The organism is Agarivorans sp. QJM3NY_25, assembly GCF_050870875.2.
Lineage (GTDB): Bacteria > Pseudomonadota > Gammaproteobacteria > Enterobacterales > Celerinatantimonadaceae > Agarivorans.
The window spans coordinates 2,171,979-2,194,789 of the sequence record NZ_CP194041.2 but is presented as its reverse complement, the minus strand read 5'-3'; the positions used below and the strand labels follow the sequence as shown (position 1 = coordinate 2,194,789).

Below are 22,811 nucleotides of genomic sequence, written 5' to 3'. Positions count from 1 at the left end.
CCGAAGCAGGAGTCTAAAGATCACGGGGGCTGGCAGCAATTAATCGAAAGACTGACGACCAATAAAAGAATGAGACAAAGTTGTCCCATCAACACTGTCTAACTCTCCCCCCAACGGCACGCCATGAGCAATACGCGACACCTTTACCTGGTAACGTTTTGCCATATCAGAGATATAATAGGCGGTTGCTTCGCCCTCAACCGTCGGATTAGTGGCAAGGATCAGTTCCGATATAGGTTCGTTTTGCAGCCGATTCTCCAATTTATCCAAGTTTAACTCACTTGGTCCGATCCCATCTAAGGGAGATAAATGGCCCATCAATACAAAATAGCTACCATAAAACTGCGCCGTTTGTTCTATCGCGGCAACGTCTGCCGGGGTTTCAACCACACAGATCTGCCCCTTGTTCATCCGCTTTGTCGACTGGCATATCGGACATAAATCATCCTCAGCAAAGTTACGACAACATTCACAATGCCCAACGACTTCCATGGCTTGATTAATACTGGCGGCTAATTGCAAACCATCTTGGCGTTTGCGCTCTAGCAAATGAAAAGCCATCCGCTGAGCACTGCGTGGGCCCACGCCAGGTAAGACTTGTAATGATTTGATTAGATGATCGATACTCGGACTATATTTCATTGGCATTCCGCTAAACTGGTTTTTGCGAGGCTAATGTAACAGTGTGTTTGGCAAAATTCACCTAGCTCAACAATTTATTATTATCAGCGATAACAACAAGCGAGCCAAGATTACTGCTGAGACAATGAATTTGAGTTATCATGATCCACAAATAACGCTTTGCCTAAACGCATATTTTCACTGCAAGGACGACTGTGAATAACTTTTTTAGAACTGTATTGATCATCAACTTAGTTAGCTTTGTCATTATTACCAGCCTAGGCTTTGTTTGTCTGCCGGTCTTATTTGAACAACAACGTAACGCTAGCGTCAATGAAGTGAAAACGGCCTTAAGTTTATTTGAAATCAGTGCCAGAAAAGCGGTAAATAGTCAAAATAAAGCCCAGCTGGAAGCGTTAGCTCAACAACTGTTGCTTTCACCTAGTATCAACTACGTGAAAGTGACAGATGAGAGCAGCCAGCAGCTAATGGTAGAGGCCGGAAAACCCTTGCAACAGGGCCGTGAAAATTATCTGAAGGCCCATAAATTAGCCCAAAAATTTAATAATCAGCAGATCCCAGCCAAGCAAATCAACCCTTTAGCCTGGGTTGAAATTGAATTCAGTAGTCCAACGAGGCTAGTCGATTGGTTGAAATCCAATCAACAACCATTAGCTCGTCCAATTATTCTGCTCGCCTTTCTACAATTAATACTTAGTTTAATCGCAGCACGAATACTCAGGCCCAAAGTTACTTCCCAAGCAAAGCCCTTAACCACATCAAATGCAACAAAAGCACCGCAACAGACAAATCAGCAATCAGCGGCTTCCGTAGAACAACAATATCAAGAACTTAAGCAACAACTCAGTAAAGCTAATAGTGAACAACTGCAAAATCAGCAAAAGCTCAAACAATTAGTTGCACTATCAAGTCGAGCCAATAGTCTAAAAAAAGCCCTCTTAGAACAGCTGAATCAAGCTTACTATGTGGTCGACGAACATAATCATGTGATCGAAGCGAGCCCATCCGCTTTAAGCTATTTGGGGATCGCTGCAGAGCAACTAACGCGCACTAATTTAAACGAGCACTTTCAGCCTAAAGCCCAACAAGATACAGAAAATTCAGCTGATTTTATCGAGCTCTTAGTCTCCTACCCAGAACAATTTTGTTTGTTAGTCCGTGGTAAAAATTCCGATCAACAATTCTATGCGACTCACATCACGCTGAACTTTCATGACGATGCCTTGTATTTAGTTCGTTTAGTGCCAATACCAACAATAACGAAAGCCAAACCAAGCCAAACAAGCTTGGCTAGTAGCGTCCAGCAGTTACAGTTAGCTGAGCTTTATTCACCACTAAAAGCCGCATGTTTCAGCACCTTGCACCAGTTAAATAACACCTTACTGGCGGATCACCTCAACAAAGGTCTAGCGCTCGATAGCAGCTTGCGCTTATCGAGCTTGCTACGCTGTTTACCTTGGGTACAAAACAAAGCAGTAACACTCAATACCGATGCCTATTCTGTGATTCACCTATTTGAACAGCGCCTCAGCACATTTGCCCCTCTGTTAGCCTGTAAAAATATTGACTGGGGCTTAGTTATTAACCCTGAAATGAAGCCCTACTACCAGTTAAACCTTGCGCTCACTCAGGCAATATTTGACCTACAGCTGTATTTAATTTCCTTATATCCAGAGGGAACTCAGGTACTATTTCAATTCGATTTACAACAACAGCAAATACAGTTGAATATTGATGTTGAACAAGCCAACCACTTACAGCCAATACAACAATCCCTGTTAGCTTGTAGTTCAGTCTTGTTGGAACAGATTGGTGGCGAGCAACAGCAACACCAAGACTCTTTGTGTTTAACGATGTCTCTAGAGAGTACCGCTAAAACATCAATGCTCGAGCAGGTAAAAACTCAAGCAAAACAAATCCAAGTACTTATCGATATAGAACCCGGTTTTGCCCAGCAGTGTCTTAATCTACAGCTACAATTATTTGGTTTACAACTACTCACCCAAGAGCAACTCGAGCAAATCGATACCACACAAACATTATGGTATGTCAGTGAGCGAGCGGAGCTGCCTGAATTTATAACTAAATTAGCTGCGACATCGTTAAAACACTTCATCTATGTCGACACCCCGCCGCCATTGGCACAACTAGAATCGGAACACCGTTACTGTTTACGGCCACGACTGAGTAGTTTTCTTTATGAACAACTCATAACTAGCAATCCTGAAAGCGAACAACAGCAACAACGTGAAGTAAAAGCCTCATCTTTGGCCGCTATCGCAGCAGAAGGGCTGGCCCAATCGAATGAAAAAGCACGGTTGGTTTTCTCACTAGGAACCGAGTCGCAAGCGCCAGACTATATAGCCGTTCTCAATGAAAGCTATGGTTTAAAAGCTGAATATTGCACCATTAACCAAGCTCAGCAACGGCTGGCTAATCTGGCCTCTATCGAAAGTGTAATCATCAATGCCAGCCAAGTGCACTCTCCTCAACTCGCACAATTAGCCTTAAAACATAAACTGCAAAATTTGATTATTCTTCAGGATTCGTCTTTCCAAGAGCTGCCGAAATACCTTGCAAAACTAAGCTATCAACAGATTGAATTACCCGTTACTGCTGAGCAGCTATACACTGTGATTAGTCAGCAACAACTTAAATCATCGCTCTTCGAACAGTTATTTCAAGATGAACAACTACTCGATACTCTGAACCAAACCGAGCAGCAATATAGCCAGATAATTAATCAACTCTGTACATCAACAGAACAAGCCCCCCCAGAAGAGATAGAGAACCAAGTCACTGCTAGCACACCAGCGAGTTACCTAAAGGCCTTATACCCCATCTTTAGCAGCGAAGCTCGGCAACGGCTATCGCAGATCAATCGGCAATTGCAAGCACAACAATGGCCTGAAGTGCAAAAACAAGTTCAAGAAATTATCCTCAGTGCTCAAAAATTTGATGATGTAAAACTAAGCACATTGTTAGGCGAAATGCTTCAGGCAAGTTTAAACAAAGACAGCCACGCCCTAGAGCTTTGCCAAGCAAATTTGAGTGAATATTTGTAAAAGCGCGGTTTAGCTTAACGCTATCAGTCTACCGCTGCCAACTGCGCAAAGCCACGGCGGCTTTAAGGTGATGCATACAAGCGGGAGCTAAATCGATATGCTGTTATGACCAACTTCAGCTGGTCATAACAGCGCACAACACCAGTATAATTTGGCGTCGAAGGAGAAGAGAAAGTTAATCGACAATCAAGTCATATTCTTTACGCAAAATATCAATCACCTCTTGTTTAGGATTATCGCCTATCACAATCTCACTTCCGGTAATTTTTTCAGCAATACCAATATAAGTACTAGAGATCTTCATTAATACCTCTACAGGCAAACTATTATCTCGCGCTAAGGCTTCACGTTCATCCATGCGATTTTTATTTAACAAAATGTCGGGGTCGGGGAAATAATTTAACAGCGTTTGACGGAAGTCTTCTTTCGAATTTTCTACAACCTTTCCTTGGCGATATTCTGGGCCATCCCAGATCCGCGATGAATCTGGCGTCCCAACCTCATCCATATAGATCAACTTATCGTTTCCATCAGCATCCGTCACATAACCAAACTCAAACTTGGTATCAACAAACACTTGATCAACCTCGCTTAATGCTTGACTAATCAGCTGAAACCCTTGTTTTAATAAGTTTTCATAAACACTAATGTCATCGGCCGATTGAAACTTAAAGGCGCTAAAATTATCTGCAATATTTTGCCGTGTTACATTCACATCATCCGCTTCAGGCACCCCAGGGATCCCTTTAAGAATGCCTTTAGTCGAAGGGGTAATCAGCAATTCTGGCAACTTCTGATCGCGTTTTAAGCCTTCGGGTAATTTGATACCACAGAAGTTTCGTTCACCTTTTTCGTAGGCTCGCCACATTGACCCGGTAATGTATTGGCGACAGATCGCTTCGATCATCACTGGACGTGCTTTTTGCACTATCCAAACAAAGGGATGCGGAATATCCAAAATATGACTATCGGCCAATCCCTGTTGTTTAAATAACTTAAACCAATAATTAGAAATAGCGTTTAAAGCAGCCCCTTTGCCAGGTACGCCCTTGAGGCCCTCTTCGCCATGCCATATGCAGTCGAAAGCAGAAATGCGATCACTGATCACCATAATCGCTAATGGAGTGTCAGGCGCAACATCATAGCCCTTCTCTAAAATTAACCGTTTGCTATCGGCGTCAGTCAACCAATAAACCGAGCGAACTTTACCGCTGTGAACGGGGCTATCGGTGCGTATGGGAAGATCGTTATTCACTGCTAATACTTTATCAGCGAGGCTCATGGTAAACAGTCCTATTTAGAAAGTGAAAACGCGACGCTAACCGTAATTAGGATGAGCGTTTTACAGGGAACGATTATTTGCGCAAAGATTTTACCAGAAAGTGTGGCAACTACTAGAGCCTGTTAAACTTTGATCCGTGTTTTTGCGGCGAGCTGTTGTATATTTAGACAAGGCAGGCTCGTTGACGTGTGCCAACCAAAATAAATCACCAGCAACGCCGAATAAATCAGCACTAACTGGCTCGCCTCTCCTCCCCGACGAAGGATCTGTCAACATCAGTGAGCATTAAGCCAAAGCACAAAGTTTGACGTGAACACAACCAGCATCGCCCATTGGTTCATGGCTTCAGCAATAAATGATAAACACCAGTTCCGCCAGTCATTCGTCATAAATATGAGAATATCGACAAATCAATCCTCAGTAACAACACATTTAAATATTAAGACAAGCACAACAAAACTTTGTATTCTAATAGCCTGTATAAATGGAATTGTTACACGCTAAATGACTACTCACTTCCAGCTTTTTGCTTTAAATGAAGATGCCGACGAGCAACAAATTAAAACGCGATATAAGCAATTGGCGATGCGTTGCCACCCCGATAAAGGTGGTTCGGCGGCGCTAATGGTGATGATCCAAAATAGTTATCACAAATTGATCTTAGGTGAAGGGGCTCTGCAATTAAGCCTAGCGGTCAATCAACAAGATAAACAACTGATCCAGAGTTTAAAAAAAACGATTCATCAACAGCAGTTTGCGATTCAAAAGCTCAGTATTGCCATCGCTAAACGGCAACAAGAAAAAGAAAACAAGGCTTTAAAAAGAGTCACCATGCCACTATTAGCAGCATTATTAATTCTGATGAATGTTGCTTTGGCGTGGGCTTGGTACACCAGTCAAGCAGCTGATGTTCCCCAAACGCCCCCCTCCTTGGCAGATATCTCCCCAAGCAAGCAAGCAATGCCACCCCTAGCACAGACCGACAATGCCTTGGACAACTCTTACAAGCTATGGGAGCTGAAGCAGAAACTGCGCCTTAGCTCAGCCCGCCAACAATATTTACAAACAGATTTTGAACAGAGCAAACAGCTTATCAGCCAATTATTAACCGCCGACCAACTTGGTCGTTTAACTCAGGAACAACGCCAGTTTTTAACCCAGCATCAAATACAGTCAATGGCAAGCCTCTACGAGGGAACGATAAACATGGATAACGTACTACTAGAAGACCTATTTATAGTAGAAGATCCATTTATGGACATTGATATGCAGATAGATATCAACCACTAGGAATTACGATTTAACAGCGAACATAGCTCTTGTTTAGCTTGTTCATTTTGCTCTCTGATTGAAGCAATTTGTTTGATTAACTGCGATCTTAGTTCTGCATCAGGTAATCTATCACACAGCGATTGAAGTTGTTCGAGCGGAGATAGTAACTGATCAAACTCTCGATGGATCTGTTGCATAATTGGCTCTCTCTCAATAGACCTTAGAATAATAACTCTAAGAATTATTAAATTGAACAAACAAATACTCAAAACACTATTTAAATCTCATAATACCCATAAATACAATTTCTTAGTCAATGACATACTCGCATCCCAAGTTAGACTTCATCTCGACAACCAGACATTAGCTATGGCGTAAAACTCTCATTGTAAAACATACCAAATCACCTTTACTGCGAACTTGGGAGGAATCCCTACTTATTAGCCGGCAGACTATTTGCAATGCCTGAACAAAAATAGCCTTGCCAACATGACTCCTTTATCACTCATTTTATTCCAAATATCTCGGTGAACCTAGTTGATACAAGGATTTCATCGTTTTTTCACCGAGGAAACATCCAAGTAATAACGGTACGGTAGAAAACTCGTTTCTTATTCTTTCAAGGAAAAGTTACAATATGTGTGCTTAACTGATTAAACGATATGCATCGCGACAACCGCGCGTTGCCCCTGACCCAAAACATAAAGCTCAACAGGCACCAAATAAGCCAAGCCCCATTTAGGTGAACTATGCGACTACCCTTATTCCCTTTAGCTCTTTTTATGCTGCCCGGCGGACGAAGTAAACTGCGGATTTTTGAACCTCGTTATCTCCGCTTAGTCGCCTTAGCAAGTGAAAATCAACAGGGATTTGTATTATGCCAACCAACTCACAACAACACCGATAATGACATCGGTGTACTCTGTCTTATCGAAGATTTTGAACAGTTAAAAGATGGGATGTTAGGCATTTCCATTCAGGCTATCGAACGTGTTTCTATCACCGATATCAGCCAAGCTGACGATAACCTTCTTAGTGGACTCATTCTAAAAATCCCCGAGTGGGAAGACAGCTCGGAGGCAATAAACAATCAACAAATGACAAGCAAACTCAAAGAAGTGCTTGAACGTCATCCAATCTACAAACAACATCCAGATTATCTCGACTATGAAGATCCACGCTGGGTGGTATTACGCTGGCTAGAACTATTACCATTTTCAACCACCGCAAAGAACCAAATTTTAAAAGAAAATAGCTTTCCTACTCTGAGTAATTTAGTTTTACACTTACTTCCAGAAATTGACATCGACGAAGATTAGCTTAGTTTCAGTTCTACATCATCGACCTACAGTCACAAAAAAAGGTCATCACGCTCAAGAAATAGTCAATCGTGTCATTTTGATTATAATTTGCGAACTTTTACACAGCCTTAAATGGCAAATTGCTTTATTATAATTCAGTCATGGATGATGACAGGCGTGTTTGCGGAAGTCTGTTATCAGGGCAAAAGTCCTGATTTGCTTACACCCTATTACCCTTGGAATGATTAATATCTAGATGTTAGAAAGTAGACCGTCTGCGAAGTTTACTTTCCTAAAGGTGATTCATGAGATATAAAGCAAAAATTTGCGCAGCAATTACCCAAGCTCTACCATTACTCCAAAGTGCCACTGCCGATGAAGCCGTATTATGGAATATCGAGCAAGAACGCGACATTTTGTGTATGGAGTTTACATCAAGCTTGAGTTTTGAAAGCTTGGAGCTCGGATTTAAACAGGCAGCCGAACAGTTTGGTATTAACCACCAAATTAGTATCTTAAAACTGCGCGGCTAGTCCAAAGCACAGGGGAGTTCTTACTCCCCTTTGTCTATCGTTTTATTTGGTCGCCTTAAGCCCGAAAGCTCGCCTTGTACTCTCACTCATAAATTAAATTTCTCGGTGAATCAGCTGAATAACGTCGCGAATATCCACTAAAAATAAATAACTCTCCGACAGTTCGATTGATACCAATCTAACTCATTATCGGTTCATTCTTGCGGATCTAAATCAGCGCTAACTGCGTAATGTATCTTGTAATTAGAGCCACCAGTTACTGCGTTGCATGCCTTGTTATCGACAGATTTATTCTGCGCAATAAATTAATCATATAAGTACTCAGATTGGTATTAACCTCATCGCTAATAAAAAAAGCAGCGTATACGCTGCTTTTTTAAACCAACAAAGTCTTATTGCAGCCAAGGCGGTAGGCAAACCCCTAAACCACCCAAACCACAATAGCCATTAGGGTTCTTGTGCAAATACTGCTGATGTTCTGACTCAGCATAATAAAATTTATCAAACTCAACAATTTCAGTACTAATTGCCTTCGCCAAGCCCTCGCTGTTCAATGCCTGCTGGTAGCTTCGTTGCGCTTGCTCCGCAAGTGCTGCCTGTTCGCGACTCAAAGTAAAAATCATCGAACGATATTGGCTGCCAACATCACCACCTTGGCGCATTCCCTGAGTGGGATCATGCTGCTCAAAAAAACAAGTTAACAGCGCTTGATAAGTAATCACCGTTGGGTCATAAATGACTCGCACGGCTTCAGCATGCGCAGTTAACCCAGTACAGACTTCGTCATAGCTAGGATTAGGCGTGTAGCCCCCCGCGTAACCAACCGCTGTGGACACCACCCCCTGCTGTTGCCAAAACAAACGCTCGGCGCCCCAAAAACAACCCAAAGCAAAATAGGCTTCGCTCAAGCCATTAGAAACGCCAGCAAGGTAATCACTCCCGTTTACTGCATGAATGCCATCTAAGCAAATCGCCTCTTCTCGGCCTTTTAAGGCATCCGCTTGGCTAACTATTTGGTTCTTGCCCATCGACAGAATTCCTTCAAATCATTGAGAGTTGTAAGCTGACAAAAAGCCATTACTCACCGGTTTTAGCCCAAGTATCCCGCAAGCCCACGGTGCGATTAAACACTAAATGCTCGCGACTGGAATCAACATTATCAGCACAAAAATAACCTTGACGTTCAAATTGGTAGGCTTGTTCGGCAACCGCATCAATTAAACTCGGTTCTACAAAAGCCTTTTTAACGACCAAGGACTCAGGATTTAGTACTTTGGTGAAATCCTCTTCCGCAGCAGGATTTGGCACCGTGAATAAACGATCATAAAGACGGATCTCAGCCGGTTTAGCATGTTTTGCAGAAACCCAATGGATCACCCCTTTAGGCTTGCGTCCATCAGCCGGATTTTTACCTAACGTCGTGTCATCGTAACTACAATAAACAGTGGTCACTTTGCCGTCTGCGTCTTTGTCACAACGCTCTGCTTTGATCATATAAGCGTTACGTAAGCGAACTTCTTTACCCAAGACTAAACGTTTAAATTTCTTATTGGCTTCTTCGCGGAAATCTTCCGCTTCAATATATAGTTCTCGACTAAATGGAACGACTCGCTCTCCCCGATCTTCGCTTGGATGAATTGGTGCAAGCAAATCCTCAGTTTGATTTTCTGGGTAATTTTCAATCACCACTTTAATCGGATCCAATACTGCCATCGCTCGAGGTGCATTGGTATTGAGGTCTTCACGAATACAAGCTTCCAACATTGGCATCTCAACCATGTTTTCCATCTTAGTGACACCAATCCGTTTACAGAACTCGACAATAGAAGCTGAGGTATAACCACGGCGACGTAAGCCAGCAATAGTTAACATACGAGGGTCATTCCAACCATTTACATGATGGTCTGTCACCAAGGTATTTAGCTTGCGCTTAGACATCACGGTATATTCGAGATTTAAACGTGAAAATTCATACTGATGTGGAATGCTATCAATCGTAATATTCTCTAATACCCAATCGTATAAACGACGATTGTCTTGAAATTCTAAGGTACATAGCGAATGAGTGATGCCTTCGATAGCATCAGAAATACAATGCGTAAAATCGTACATCGGGTAGATGCACCATTTATCTGCCGTTTGATGGTGGTGAGCAAAACGAATTCGATAAATGATCGGATCTCGCATACACATGAACGATGAACTCATATCGATCTTGGCTCGCAATGAACACTCGCCTTCTTTAAATCCACCAGCGCGCATTTTTTCGAACAGACTTAAATTTTCTTCAACCGAAGTATCACGATATGGGCTGTTCTTCCCTGGCTTGTTCAAGGTGCCACGATATTCCCGAGCTTCATCCCCGTTTAAGAAACAAACATAAGCCAAGCCTTTTTCAATCAGCTCTAGCGCATAGCCATACAACTGGTCAAAGTAATTTGATGAATAACGAACCTCGCCATCCCAGTCGAATCCTAGCCACTTAACGTCTTGCTGGATCGAGTTAACGTAATCGATATCTTCTTTTTCTGGGTTCGTGTCGTCAAAACGTAGATTACACGCGCCATGGTAATCCTGAGCAATTCCAAAATTTAAACAGATCGACTTCGCATGGCCGATGTGTAAATAGCCATTTGGCTCTGGAGGAAAACGCGTATGAACGCTAGTGTGTTTTCCTGACTTAAGATCTTCATCAATAATATGACGAATGAAATTGCTAGGGCGATTTTCCGCCTCACTCATACCAGCCTACCTATAAAAACAGTTCATACAAAATAATTCCGTATAATCCCTGATTCTTTAACTTAGTACAAGCGACCATCAACTAAGCGTTGAAAAGATCATCGCAAAGCGCGAATAAAAGCGACGATTTACCGCTATGTGTCGGTTTTGAGTGTTTTGACTCCGCAGAGCCCCCTGCATAAACACATCCCTTATGATGTGCTCGACCACACATAGACAAAAAGCCCAACAAAGAGCTTTCAATCGATAGTAAGACCCGCTATCTCAATAGGCTTTATAAAAGCGGCCTCTTATTTAACCAAAACTTCTCCTAGTTTTTGTTGCTCAGCCAAACATAAACGCATGAAATCAGCAGTTAGTTGTTGCTCTATTTCCATTGCCTTTTCGGTCGGACAAAACACTGTAAACTCTATTTTCATATAACCAAGTTCAGTGGTGCCAACTTCCAATTGCGGTTTCGGCCCAACGATTGCGCCCCCCATTTTTCGCTCGATAGACTGGTTGTAACGAGCTGCGACGTCTTCAAAGTCATTACAGTAGCTTTCAGCATTTTCAGCCAATTGAGCAACAAAACTAAAAGGGTTAATCATGGTATCTCGCACCAGCACAAAATGATGCACCGCATAACGCTTCATAAAGTTTAAGTTTTTGATTGTGCTGGTAATTAATTTATTATTGGGAATAAACAGGGTTTTACCTGTGTATTGATAAGTATTGATATTAATTTCCAATACTGTGGTTTTTATCCAATCCAATTGGGAAACTTCCCCTACAGTGTTATCAACTTGGATCCACTCCCCCGCCCGAAAGGGACGAGTTGACATCAGATAGAAAAAACCAATGATGCATTGAATAAACTCTTTGGTTGCTAGCACTATCGCAACTGCAAATGCCGCTAAAGAAAATGCAAATTTTTGCAATTCGCCAGCCCATAAATTGAATAGCAATAAGACTAATATGAAAATAAGAAAATTTTTAACGTTACTAATCAGGTCTCGATGGTCCTTACCATTATTTTTTTGCTGTTTATCTATCAATTTAACAGCAACAAATTTGACCAGGAAGGTAAAAAGAATCACCCCAACGGTTAGCACTAGTTTATTTTGGACAAATTGACTTAAATAGTTCATAACACAATACTGACTCATTCACGCAGTAAAAATTAACGCACAACTCTAGCATCTTATTTAAACTAGACACAATTGATTACAAGTTAACTTTGATTTATAGATGCTGCTCGATACAGGCAAAGGCCGTCCCGACGCGGCTACGAATTTTTCACAAGGATAGTCCGTGACCATTGACAGTTTAGCAAGCTTACTGAAGACACCCATATTCCACATTCAAGACAAAGCAATTAGTGCTGGTGACTTGCTCATCATTCCTTGTTTGTTATTCGTTGGGTATTTATCCCTTAGAACCATTGTAAAGCTACTCACAAATCGCATGACTCGGCAAAAAGTCGCCCCTGATTTAATTCATTTAGTCACTCGCATCACCTATGTACTCGGTATATTAGTCATGGGGATCACCACTCTAGATTTGATCAATGTCCCGATTACTGCTTTTGCCTTTCTCTCTGGTGCGGTTGCAATTGGCGTCGGTTTTGGTGCTCAGAATATCATCAATAACTTTATAAGCGGTTGGATATTAATGTGGGAGAGACCGATTAAAATTGGTGATTTTTTGGAAGTCGATAATGTAAAAGGGAATGTAGAGGCCATCAATACCCGCTCCACTCGGATCCGACGCACTGATGGCGTCCACTTGCTCATTCCGAATAGTAAATTACTTGAAAATACCGTGGTTAATTGGACTCTCATTGACAACAAAACTCGCACTTCAATTAGCATTGGCGTAGCCTATGGCTCTCCTTGCCGAAAAGTCGCTCAACTGATAGAACAAGCAGTAAAAGAACAAACTTCAGTGCTGACGACCCCCGCACCAACGGTGATATTTAATGATTTTGGTGACAATGCTTTAGCGTTTATCGTGTACTTCTGGATGGACGCCAACATGGAAGGGCAACTTAGACAGGTAAGCAGTGAAATCCGCTTTCGGATCGATGAACTATTTGCAGAACAAAATATTGTAATTGCTTTCCCACAGCGAGACATCCACATCGATGGCGAGCTAACATTAAATCGTAAAAAAAGTATCGATAATCATGTCATATAAAAGCGGAGTTACCTGATTAAAGCAGGTTCTTAAGCTTCTTTATGCAGGCATATTAAATTGCAGTAAATAGACAATGCCAATTCCGAATTGAAATATAACATTGCCTCAACTGGCAATTCACTTTGATAGACGTCTGGATGATATCCTAAACATCTAATCAAAATTAGCGAACACAGAATGATGAGTGCTCTCAAACCTACTAAGAAGAGCACCCATTTTATTCTATTCGTTTTATTCCCATCATCTATTATAAGGTGAAATGGGCCAATGCCTCTTTCATCGCAATACTTTGACCGCTTAACTCTTCGGCTGCTGCGGCTCCTTCAACCGAAGCTGCTGCATTTTGATCAACAACATCTCCAACCGATGCAATTGATTGGGTTACTTCATCAACCGCAAGTGCTTGTTCATTGCTGGCCGCAGCAATACCCGCCACCAAATCAGTGGTCTCGTTAATACCGCTAAACACAGCGAGCAGTGCTTTCTCTGTTTTTTCTGCAATCACAACACCGTTGAGTGTTTTATTTGATGACAATTGTATCAATTTAGCCGTTTCTGATGCCGCTTGCGTACTTCTCGAAGCTAACCCTCTCACTTCATCGGCAACAACTGCGAACCCTCTACCTTGCTCTCCTGCTCGTGCCGCTTCTATCGCTGCATTTAAAGCGAGTAGATTTGTTTGCTCTGCGATGCCATCAATAGTTTGGATAAACACGGCGATACTTTCACCCGCTTCCTTAATCTCATTCATCGCTTCAACCATCTCTTTCATATGATTCTGTCCATCAGATACCGCTTGCTGAGCCGTCTCAGCTAATTTTCGAGCATCATTGGCGCCATTTGCGTTTAAGCCTGTTTGTGTTGACAACTGCTCTAATGCTACAGAAATAGTTTGTAAGCTATCTTTTTGTATTGTAGCCCCCTGTGCAAGTGACTGACTTACACTCGAGACCTCTGCACTGCCAGCTGCAATTTGATCTCCCGAGCTTTGGATCTCACTTAAAATATCATTTAAGTTCTGTACCATTTCTTGCAAAGCAAGGCCTAATACATCTTTATCAGACGCTAACACAATCTTAGAAGAGAGGTCCCCATCAGCTATTTTCTGAGCAAGAACTGCTTTATCCTGCAAACTTTTAACCATGATACGTACACCAGCATACAAGCTAGTATCGAGTTCATTATGACTGGGTAAATCAACCGCTAAATCCCCCTCGGCAACACGCCTAACAATATTTGTGACCAATAACGGATCACCGCCTAAACTATTCATTGTCGAACGAGTAATAAAGAAGGCAATAGCAATACCAAATATTAAAGCAACAGCCACAATGCTCTCGATAATAACGACTGCACTATGATTACTTTCTTGCAATTGAGGACCAAGGATGTCTTGATCTTTCTTAATCGACAGTTTTAGATCTTCTGTCATTTTTGCAACCACTGGACCAATTCGATTTAGTGTGCCATTAATAATTACATTACGATCAGCTATTGCCTGAACAACCTCATCAAAAACTGTCTCATATTCGCTGATACTTTTTTGTGCATCCTTAAGCAGTTCCATCTGTACTTGACCCTGCAAATAATCAGCCAACTCATTGATTTCCATATCTATATCAGAAAACTCTTTATGTACTCGATCAACATCAGATTGCTCATTAGAAATCAAAAATTTTACAACATATAATCGAGCCAATAATAAACTGCGAGTCGCTAATGCAGTTTTATGTGCAACATGCATATCTTCTTCAGCTGCTGCTGACATTAGTATTTTAGTCAGTGTCTTTTCAATTGAAGGACCATTGCTATCTAAAACATTTTTAACCAGTGCATTTCTTTGTTCCTTAAGAACAACAACCTGTGAAAAACCTGCTTTATATTCATTGAGTAAACCATCAATATCCTTAATAACCCCAATACGTTTAGGGTCAGAAATAATGCCTTTTGCCTCATTCATATAGTTTTGTGTTTTCTGCCAATACGATTCAAACTCATCTTTATCTTTTTGGGACGAGGTCGTAATAAAATCTTTCACATTCATTCGCACCATCAGCATATTGGCCTGAATACGGCTGACAGCATTAGTGGCTCTAGCCAAAGATCGGTAATCTTCAAATCCCGATGACGCATTCATTAGGGCAAAATAAGCGCTGCTTCCCACGACACAGAGAAGAATAAGTACCACCGAAAAACCTAAATATAATTTTTTTGAAAATCCAAACACGATATAACTCCATTTTTATTGACGTATAGAGCAATAAACTCACAACCTTTTAATAATCATTTGGTCATTAAATGAAACACCACACCGTAATTAACAATAAGTAGCACTTCCCCAGCAGCACATGAATAGCAGGACAAAAGCATGAGTGCTTATTCATCGAACGGCACAACTCTATAGTCATCCGTTATTCAAAGATGCGCGGTTAACTCACTGATTTTGAGAGTAAAAAATGAGTAATGTTTAAGCGGAATTTGAGCGAAAATATTCACAATTTCACTCTGACATTAAGAGCGAGCAAACATACTCATACAAAATACAGTGGTTAATACCAGAGCGATGACACGAGTACATTTTTAAAAAATATAAACATATTGACTCCATTTAAAGCGGTGCGGATATAAAACCAATGTTTCACCTGTTTAATTATTGAACGATCCGTATTCAAATAATATTCAAGCGCTTGTCTTAGTAGGTGTAAAACCTAAAGCGTAGTTTGCATAATCAACTCTTGCCAAAAAAAACATATCTTCATTTTCAAACGAATTAATAACTGGAAAAAATGACTGGATAAGCAAAACAATTGATATAAGTTCACTTATGACGAACGAGAAGAAGAAACTGAAATTTGAAGATATCCAAACTTTATTGAATGATAGCCAACAATAAATACTCCTTAACTATTTATCAGGCTTTTCGACTTCCATGTAAACGCTCCAGTCTCCTTCTGAAAGAAAGACAAGCAATAGACTTCGCTAAACCCAAGCATCGTGCTTAGCTGCATCATAATTTTAGTAAGCTCGTCGTAATCGCAAGCAGCGCATCCTCTTACAAACGAGATTGCGACGGTGACATGATATCTTTTTAAGAGGTAACAACGAGTCCAGCGCCAACAACAACTCGTTAGCATACGCATTTCCAGTCAAGCAATGGCTGCGCAATTAATGAGTTATTTTAAATAAAAAAGGCGGCTCAATTGAGCCGCCTTTTTTCAAATCTAAGTGAGAGTGACTACTGAAGCCCCGCAAACACCACTACAACCTTATCATTACCCTTGCTGCGGCTAAATGCATAGGGTTTATCACTTATCTTATGGTGTTCTCCTGCACCAATGGCTACGTGACGTTTCCTGAATTGCCCCAGCGTTTGCCAGTGTTTCAGTAACGCTTGTCGATCCGCTTCTTTAATAATTTGCTGCCAGTTCATAAATGAGCGCGTAGGCGCATCAAAGGCATCTGATTGAGGCCCTCGTGGGCGGGCACTCTCATCTCCATAGTAAAGCTGTACACCACCGGGCATCATCATCAAGGCCGTTCCGGCCCCAGCCTGTAGCGTTAAATCTTCATAATTGGAATAGAACAACTTGGTATCATGTGAACTGATATAGGTGAGCAAGTTATAGTTAGGGTCTCGATTAATCTCTTTCGCGTAACTAGCATAGATACCTTCGTTTTGGGGAAGACATTGCGCCCCTTTCAGCGCCGCTTTACCACCGCCATATTCGAAGTTAATTAAACTATCCATGCCATTATCAAAATAAAAATCTTTATAGGCCCCATGATGCCAAACTTCACCGACCATCCAAAAGGGTTTGTCGTCTAATTTTTTATCCGGGTGTTTGGCTTTCCAATCGGCCAAAGCTTCAACTCCAGCTTGCTTGAGTTTACCCCAAACCTCGGGCTCAACATGCTTCACTGTATCCGCTCTAAAGCCATCAACACCATAGTCACGAACCCAATTGGTATGCCATTCAATCAAGTAGTCCGACACCGTATAACCTTCACGTTCGACGGCTTTGGTATCTTTTTTATGTTTAAGAAATGGTGGCAAACTCACCGACTTGGTTCCTTCGGTGATTAAATCCGGCAGCCCTGACAAGTTCATCGTGATATCATCCCCCCCTGGCGCCGTATAACCCGCCATACCGCTACGAACCCAATCCGGGCCCCACCATTTATCGACCCATTCACTAGAGCTCCAACGAATAAAATTAGTGTAGCGATACCAATTTTGGCCCTTGCTCAAATCTGGCTGCCAATCGGTCCATTGCTTAGGTACTGGCGCATGGGGCGCTAAGGCATCAATGCCCATAGTTTGCATATCATCCAGCGTGGGGTAGCCAACATGATTCATAACGACATCAACCAGCACGCGAATACCTCGTTTATGAGCTTCATCAACGAAACGTCCAAAATCTTGTTCGCTGCCGAGGTTCGGATCTATCTTGGTAAAATCTAAGGCCCAATAACCATGGTAGCCATAAAAAGGAAAACGACCGTGATCGCCTCCACCAATAAAGCCATGAATTTGCTCAACAATGGGAGTGACCCAAATTGCGTTCATCCCAAGATCTTTGATGTAATCCAGTTTGGCAGTGATGCCGCTAAAGTCTCCACCTTGAAAAGTACCGGCTTCTTGCTTGCCGTCTGCTTTACGATGAAAAGGAAAGTCGTTACTCGTATCCCCATTATTGAAACGATCGGTCATAATGAAATAAACGCTAGCATTGTCCCAAGAAAACTCACTGGCTTTGCCATCTGCAGCTTCTAATAACAGCAGTCCCCCGCTGGCGGGGTCGGGCTGCATACTCACTTGACCATTCATCACCGTCTGAGTTTGGCCCGAATAAAAATCTTTCACCAATTGACCGTTATTAAAAGTAGAACTTACATCAACCGTAATTGGCTGCCCGTCCCACTGAATGCAGTCAACTGCAGGGGGGCTACGTTTAAAACTTGAGGCCTTGGCCTTACGTGCCACTTGTAGCGTTGGTTTGTCGCTTTGTGAGTTATCTAAAATCAGTTCATAATTTCCCGCGAAGCGAATATTCAACTCAAAATAACGGTCATTAGCGCATGCGTTCAGCGCTAGAGGCTTAGAAAAAGCAAACTTGCTACCATCTTCTGGCCCAAAACGAAGTCCACAACTTTGCCCTTGGTCTGAAACTTGAATTTTGTAAATGCCTTTTTCAAACGGTAGCGTGATCTTATAGCGACTTTTACCTGAAAACTTTAAACGTTGTGCGGCATTCACACCACTGTCAGCGTAATTCAAGTAAAGGGGACTTTTAATCATTGCCGCTGATACGTTCGCCGAACCTGCGGACATGACTAAGGCAGCGCTGATTAGACCTAATTTAAAACCTTTCATCCAAACTCCTTGGCGTTTTAGCACTAAAAACAAGCTGCAAAGGCCTATTTTCCGTCAATAACAGTGATGAAAACAAAAGCTAGTTAAGTTTTCACTAACAAAGCACGATTATTTGCTAATTTTATGACTGACAGCGCTTTCATTTGGCAAAACAGCAAGTTCGCGAATAATCACGCATTGATTCGGTGCAGCCCCTTGCTGCACCTAGCATGTTGTTTTATGATGAACAGTCTTAATTATGCTGATTTGGTCGTCTAATTTACCTAATGAGCATAATTTGCAGACAGAAAAAATAGACAGTTTAAGTTTACTAGTAGTCGCTTAAAGCTTGACAAAGAATAAAAACAGCGCGAGTGAGAGCAACAGACAGGGTGTAAAGGAAGCAATGAAAAAAACAATGTACGAAAAGATCTGGGACGCGCATGTAGTCCACGAACCTAAAGGTAGCGCATCTATCCTTTTTGTTGATCGTCACCTCATGCACGAAGTAACAAGCCCGCAAGCCTTCGAAGGTTTACGCATCGCGAATCGCCCAGTTCGTAATCCCCACAGCATTCTGGCAACAATGGATCACTGTGTTCCAACCAAAGCAGCCGACCGAGCAACGCTCCCTGATCCGATTGGCAAGAAACAAATTCAAGTGATGGCGCAAAACTGTGCCGATAACAGCATTAATCTGTACGACATGAACAATGCTAACAACGGTGTAATTCATATCGTTGTACCAGAGCACGGATTTGTTCATCCCGGCATGGTGGTTTGTTGTGGTGATAGTCACACCGCAACTCACGGAGCCTTTGGCGCCCTCGCCTTCGGTATTGGTACTTCTGAAGTTGAACACATTATGGCAACTCAGACCATCCAACAAGGCAAATCAAAAACTATGCTGGTGAAAGTGGATGGTGAGTTACCCGAGTTTGTCACCGCCAAAGACATTGTGTTGGCCATTATCGGTAAAATTGGTACTGCCGGAGGCACCGGTTACGTCATCGAATTTGCAGGCTCTGCAATTGAAGCTCTTTCGATGGAAGGCCGCATGACCGTTTGTAATATGGCCATTGAAGGTGGAGCACGAGCGGGTTTGATTGCACCAGACCAAAAAACCTTTGATTTCCTCAAGGGCAAAGAGTTCGCTCCTAAAGCTGAATACTGGGATCAAGCAGTTGCCTATTGGCAGTCATTGACCACCGACGAAGGTGCCGAGTACGACGCTGTAGTAGAATTAAACGCAGCAGAAATTGCGCCACAAGTGACTTGGGGTACTTCACCAGAGCAAGTACTACCAGTGGATCAACCAATTCCAGATCCGACTCAAATCGAAGATTCAATTAAATCTTTAGCGGCTAAAAGTGCGCTTAGCTACATGGGTTTAGAAGCCGGTAAGAAAATGACCGACTTTCCGGTAGATGTTGTATTTGTGGGTTCATGCACCAATGGCCGTATCGAAGACTTCCGTGCCATTGCCGCTGTATCTAAAGGTAAAAAAGTAGCATCAGGTGTGCAAGCGATTGCGGTACCAGGTTCTTACCCTGTGAAAGAACAAGCTGAAAAAGAAGGCATTGATAAAGTGCTTATCGAAGCTGGCTGGGAATGGCGTGAGCCAGGCTGCTCAATGTGTCTCGCGATGAATGGTGATTATCTTCAACCTGAACAGCGTTGCGCATCAACTTCAAACCGAAACTTCGAAGGACGACAAGGTAAAGGGGGTAGAACCCACCTTGTATCACCCGCAATGGCAGCAGCAGCGGCCATTGAAGGTAAGTTCGTCGATTTACGTACTTGGAAATAATGTAAACACGTTGATTAATCAATGTGAGTGAAATTTTTGGAGTTTATGATGCAAGCATATAAAAAACACAGCTCAGTTGCTGCGGTAATGAATCGTAGCAACGTAGATACAGACCAAATCATTGCCAAGCAATTTTTGAAAAAAGTGGAGCGTACCGGTTTTGGCGTTCACCTTTTCCACGATTGGCGCTACCTAGAAGATGGCTCTGACAACCCAGAGTTTGAATTAAACCGACCCGAGTTTAAAGGTTCAAAAATCCTAATCGCCGGGGATAACTTTGGTTGTGGTAGCTCACGTGAGCACGCACCTTGGTCAATTGCCGATTACGGTTTTAATACTATTATTTCAACTAGCTACGCTGACATTTTCTTTAGCAACTGCTTTAAAAATGGCATATTACCAATCATCGTTGATGCTGAAACATTACAAGCATTAATGGATGAAGTCGAAGCGGCCCCTGGGATTTCAATTACCATTGATTTAGAGAATCAAGTCATTCAAACCCCTGCCGGTAAAGAAATAGCATTTGATGTGGACCCATTCCGTAAAGAGACTTTATCTAAAGGTCTAGACGACATTGGCTGGACTTTAAAATTCGAAGACAAGATCTCTGAATTTGAAGCCAAACACAAACAACAACTTCCTTGGTTATGGCCTAACGCCTAATCAACGATGTACCGTTTTGTACATCAATCGTTATCTAGCAGGCGCAGCTCAGGTTGCGCCTACTTCTTTAAGCTAATTCTTTACTGAGAGATCGGCTTTATGGAGCAAAACCGCTCAATTCAACTCATGGATACCACGCTACGCGATGGCGAGCAAACTCAAGGTGTATCTTATTTTCCACAAGAAAAAGTCAGTATTGGCAAAGCCTTACTCCAATCACTAAAAGTTGACCGCATCGAAGTCGCTTCGGCACGTGTCTCAGAAGGCGAAAAGGCAGCGGTACAACAACTCACCGCTTGGGCAAAAACCACTGGCTATTTACAGCAAATCGAAATTCTGGGCTTTGTTGACCACACTAAGAGTGTCGACTGGATCGTAGACTCAGGTGCAAAAATCATCAACTTGCTTACCAAAGGCAGCTTAAACCACTGTACCAATCAGTTAGGTAAAAGCCTTGAACAACATATTATCGATATCAAACAAACCGTAGACTATGCCAAAAGCCAAGGTTTATCGGTAAATGTTTACTTAGAGGATTGGTCAAATGGCTACGCCGATAGCCCCGACTATGTTTTTCAATTGGTAGAAGCGCTCAGCAACCTAGACATTGAGCACTTCATGCTGCCAGACACCTTAGGTGTGATGGCACCCAAAGAAGTGTATATCAGTATCTCAGAGATGATTACTCGCTTCCCACAAATCAAATTTAATTTTCACCCCCACAACGACTATGGCCTGGCCACCGCCAATAGTATGGCTGCAGCCGAAGCAGGTGTTGCCGCCTTACATTGCACCATGAATTGTTTAGGCGAACGAGCAGGAAATGCATCACTAGCAGAAGTCTCAGTGGTCCTTAAAGATAAACTCGGCTTTCAACTTAATATTGATGAGAAAGAGATCCACAATATTGCTAAATTAGTTGAAAGCTTTTCCGGTAAACGTTTAGCTGCCAATACGCCTATTGTAGGAGCCGATGTGTTTACCCAAACCGCTGGGATCCATGCCGATGGCGATCATAAAGGGGGCTTATATATTACCGAATTAAGCCCCGAACGTTTTGGCCGCGAGCGAAAATATGCGCTGGGCAAGATGGCCGGCAAAGCTTCTATCGTGAAGAATTTAGAAGCGATGGAGATCGAGCTGTCTCCCGAAAATCAAAAGAAACTACTCCAAAAGATTGTTCAACTTGGTGACCAGAAGGCGACCATTACGCCCGACGACCTACCCTTTATTATTGCAGACATCATGGAGAGTAACGATTTTGCTCACATTGAGTTGCTTAACTGTTCAATTACCAGTGGTTTAGATCTCGAGTCTTCGGCCAACATCCGTCTGCGAATTGGAGATGAGATCTATAAAAGCTCTGGCCATGGTAATGGTGGCTTTGATGCCTTTATGAAGGCCTTAACTTATCCTTTATCAGAAGCTAAGTTGAGCATGCCTGAGCTGCTTGATTATGAAGTACGCATCCCACCGGGCGGTCAAGCCAACGCTTTAACCGAATGTGTGATTCAATGGCGCGATGAAAACAAACAGTTCCATACGCGCGGAATCAACTCAAACCAGGTATTTGCGGGTATTCAAGCAACCTTGCGAATGCTGAACGTACGTTTACACCAACGTCAGTCAAACTAAATCAACGGCAAGCATCGCTTGCCGTTATCGTTTAATCACAAAGGCTCTTATTGTCGGCAAACAATAAAGCTTGCGCGATAGATTAAATCTTGACCGTTTTAGCCATAAATGAATAGTTCTGTACCCATGGGCTATCTCATCGCTGCCCCGCTCTGGGTTAGCCTACGGCGACGTCATTAAGCTTCAACGAGCAAAGCTTAGCTAAGCACGCCCTGCATCTTCTTAAACCCTGCGTTGCTTATTCTCAAGGGCGTTGAAGTAAACACTACGCTCAAACAGACTTCAACCTTACTCTCTTGTTCATTTGCGCTACTCGGCGAAGATGATGGGAT

The 22,811-nt window shown here is 42.4% G+C and carries 16 protein-coding genes; 8 read left to right on the top strand and 8 right to left on the bottom strand.

What is annotated here, in order from left to right:
* Window positions 1-39: 39 nt before the first annotated feature.
* Complete coding sequence (gene recR / locus ACRRSW_RS10115) at window positions 40-642, bottom strand: recombination mediator RecR (protein ID WP_432453351.1); 603 nt, start codon at window positions 640-642, stop codon at window positions 40-42.
* Window positions 643-836: 194 nt separating this feature from the next.
* Here recR and ACRRSW_RS10110 point away from each other — a divergent pair, with 194 nt between their 5' ends.
* Window positions 837-3,707: a hypothetical protein gene (locus tag ACRRSW_RS10110; protein ID WP_432459266.1), complete on the top strand. Its 2,871-nt coding sequence runs from the start codon at window positions 837-839 to the stop codon at window positions 3,705-3,707.
* A gap of 175 nt (window positions 3,708-3,882) precedes the next feature.
* On the opposite strand, the gene ACRRSW_RS10105 is transcribed toward ACRRSW_RS10110, so the two are convergent.
* On the bottom strand, window positions 3,883-4,989 hold the full coding sequence (locus ACRRSW_RS10105; protein ID WP_432453353.1) for a phosphoribosylaminoimidazolesuccinocarboxamide synthase: 1,107 nt from the start codon (window positions 4,987-4,989) through the stop codon (window positions 3,883-3,885).
* Between the two features lie 504 nt (window positions 4,990-5,493).
* Here ACRRSW_RS10105 and ACRRSW_RS10100 point away from each other — a divergent pair.
* Window positions 5,494-6,279 (top strand): J domain-containing protein, encoded by a 786-nt coding sequence (locus ACRRSW_RS10100; protein ID WP_432459265.1) that lies wholly within the window; start codon window positions 5,494-5,496, stop codon window positions 6,277-6,279.
* Here ACRRSW_RS10100 and ACRRSW_RS10095 read toward each other — a convergent pair.
* Window positions 6,276-6,458, bottom strand: coding sequence for a hypothetical protein (locus tag ACRRSW_RS10095; RefSeq protein ID WP_432453355.1), 183 nt, complete (start codon window positions 6,456-6,458; stop codon window positions 6,276-6,278). The genes ACRRSW_RS10100 and ACRRSW_RS10095 overlap by 4 nt on opposite strands.
* A 552-nt stretch (window positions 6,459-7,010) precedes the next feature.
* Between ACRRSW_RS10095 and ACRRSW_RS10090 the strand changes: the two genes are divergently transcribed.
* A complete protein-coding gene (locus tag ACRRSW_RS10090; protein ID WP_432459264.1) occupies window positions 7,011-7,580 on the top strand; it encodes an LON peptidase substrate-binding domain-containing protein in 570 nt (189 codons plus the stop codon).
* A 287-nt stretch (window positions 7,581-7,867) separates the two neighbouring features.
* On the top strand, window positions 7,868-8,095 hold the full coding sequence (locus ACRRSW_RS10085; RefSeq protein ID WP_432453357.1) for a hypothetical protein: 228 nt from the start codon (window positions 7,868-7,870) through the stop codon (window positions 8,093-8,095).
* 392 nt (window positions 8,096-8,487) lie between these two features.
* Here the strand turns inward: ACRRSW_RS10085 and msrA are convergent, their stop codons facing one another.
* The 3 genes from msrA to ACRRSW_RS10070 all read right to left on the bottom strand — a co-directional run bounded on the left by msrA (window position 8,488) and on the right by ACRRSW_RS10070 (window position 11,967).
* Window positions 8,488-9,123 carry a peptide-methionine (S)-S-oxide reductase MsrA gene (gene msrA / locus ACRRSW_RS10080; protein ID WP_432459263.1) on the bottom strand — a complete coding sequence of 212 codons (636 nt, stop codon included), beginning with the start codon at window positions 9,121-9,123 and terminating at the stop codon, window positions 8,488-8,490.
* A 49-nt stretch (window positions 9,124-9,172) separates the two neighbouring features.
* Window positions 9,173-10,837 (bottom strand): glutamine--tRNA ligase, encoded by a 1,665-nt coding sequence (glnS, locus tag ACRRSW_RS10075; protein WP_432459262.1) that lies wholly within the window; start codon window positions 10,835-10,837, stop codon window positions 9,173-9,175.
* Window positions 10,838-11,127: 290 nt separating this feature from the next.
* Window positions 11,128-11,967, bottom strand: coding sequence for a mechanosensitive ion channel family protein (locus ACRRSW_RS10070; RefSeq protein ID WP_432459261.1), 840 nt, complete (start codon window positions 11,965-11,967; stop codon window positions 11,128-11,130).
* A gap of 163 nt (window positions 11,968-12,130) precedes the next feature.
* On the opposite strand from ACRRSW_RS10070, the gene ACRRSW_RS10065 reads away from it, so the two are divergent.
* A complete protein-coding gene (locus ACRRSW_RS10065; protein ID WP_432459260.1) occupies window positions 12,131-13,015 on the top strand; it encodes a mechanosensitive ion channel family protein in 885 nt (294 codons plus the stop codon).
* A gap of 247 nt (window positions 13,016-13,262) precedes the next feature.
* Here the strand turns inward: ACRRSW_RS10065 and ACRRSW_RS10060 are convergent, their stop codons facing one another.
* Both ACRRSW_RS10060 and ACRRSW_RS10055 read right to left on the bottom strand, forming a co-directional pair.
* Entirely contained in the window at window positions 13,263-15,242 is a 1,980-nt protein-coding gene (locus ACRRSW_RS10060) for a HAMP domain-containing methyl-accepting chemotaxis protein (RefSeq protein WP_432459259.1), read from the bottom strand.
* 1,008 nt (window positions 15,243-16,250) lie between these two features.
* Window positions 16,251-18,389 (bottom strand): alpha-amylase, encoded by a 2,139-nt coding sequence (locus ACRRSW_RS10055; RefSeq protein WP_432459258.1) that lies wholly within the window; start codon window positions 18,387-18,389, stop codon window positions 16,251-16,253.
* A 385-nt stretch (window positions 18,390-18,774) separates the two neighbouring features.
* Between ACRRSW_RS10055 and leuC the strand changes: the two genes are divergently transcribed.
* The 3 genes from leuC (at window position 18,775) to ACRRSW_RS10040 (ending at window position 22,479) form a co-directional block, all read left to right on the top strand.
* The gene (gene leuC / locus ACRRSW_RS10050) at window positions 18,775-20,178 is read left to right on the top strand and encodes a 3-isopropylmalate dehydratase large subunit (RefSeq protein WP_432453364.1); all 1,404 of its coding nucleotides are present in this window, start codon (window positions 18,775-18,777) and stop codon (window positions 20,176-20,178) included.
* Window positions 20,179-20,226: 48 nt separating this feature from the next.
* Window positions 20,227-20,844: a 3-isopropylmalate dehydratase small subunit gene (gene leuD, locus ACRRSW_RS10045; RefSeq protein ID WP_432456187.1), complete on the top strand. Its 618-nt coding sequence runs from the start codon at window positions 20,227-20,229 to the stop codon at window positions 20,842-20,844.
* Between the two features lie 99 nt (window positions 20,845-20,943).
* Window positions 20,944-22,479 carry an alpha-isopropylmalate synthase regulatory domain-containing protein gene (locus ACRRSW_RS10040; RefSeq protein ID WP_432453365.1) on the top strand — a complete coding sequence of 512 codons (1,536 nt, stop codon included), beginning with the start codon at window positions 20,944-20,946 and terminating at the stop codon, window positions 22,477-22,479.
* The last annotated feature ends 332 nt before the right edge of the window (window positions 22,480-22,811 follow it).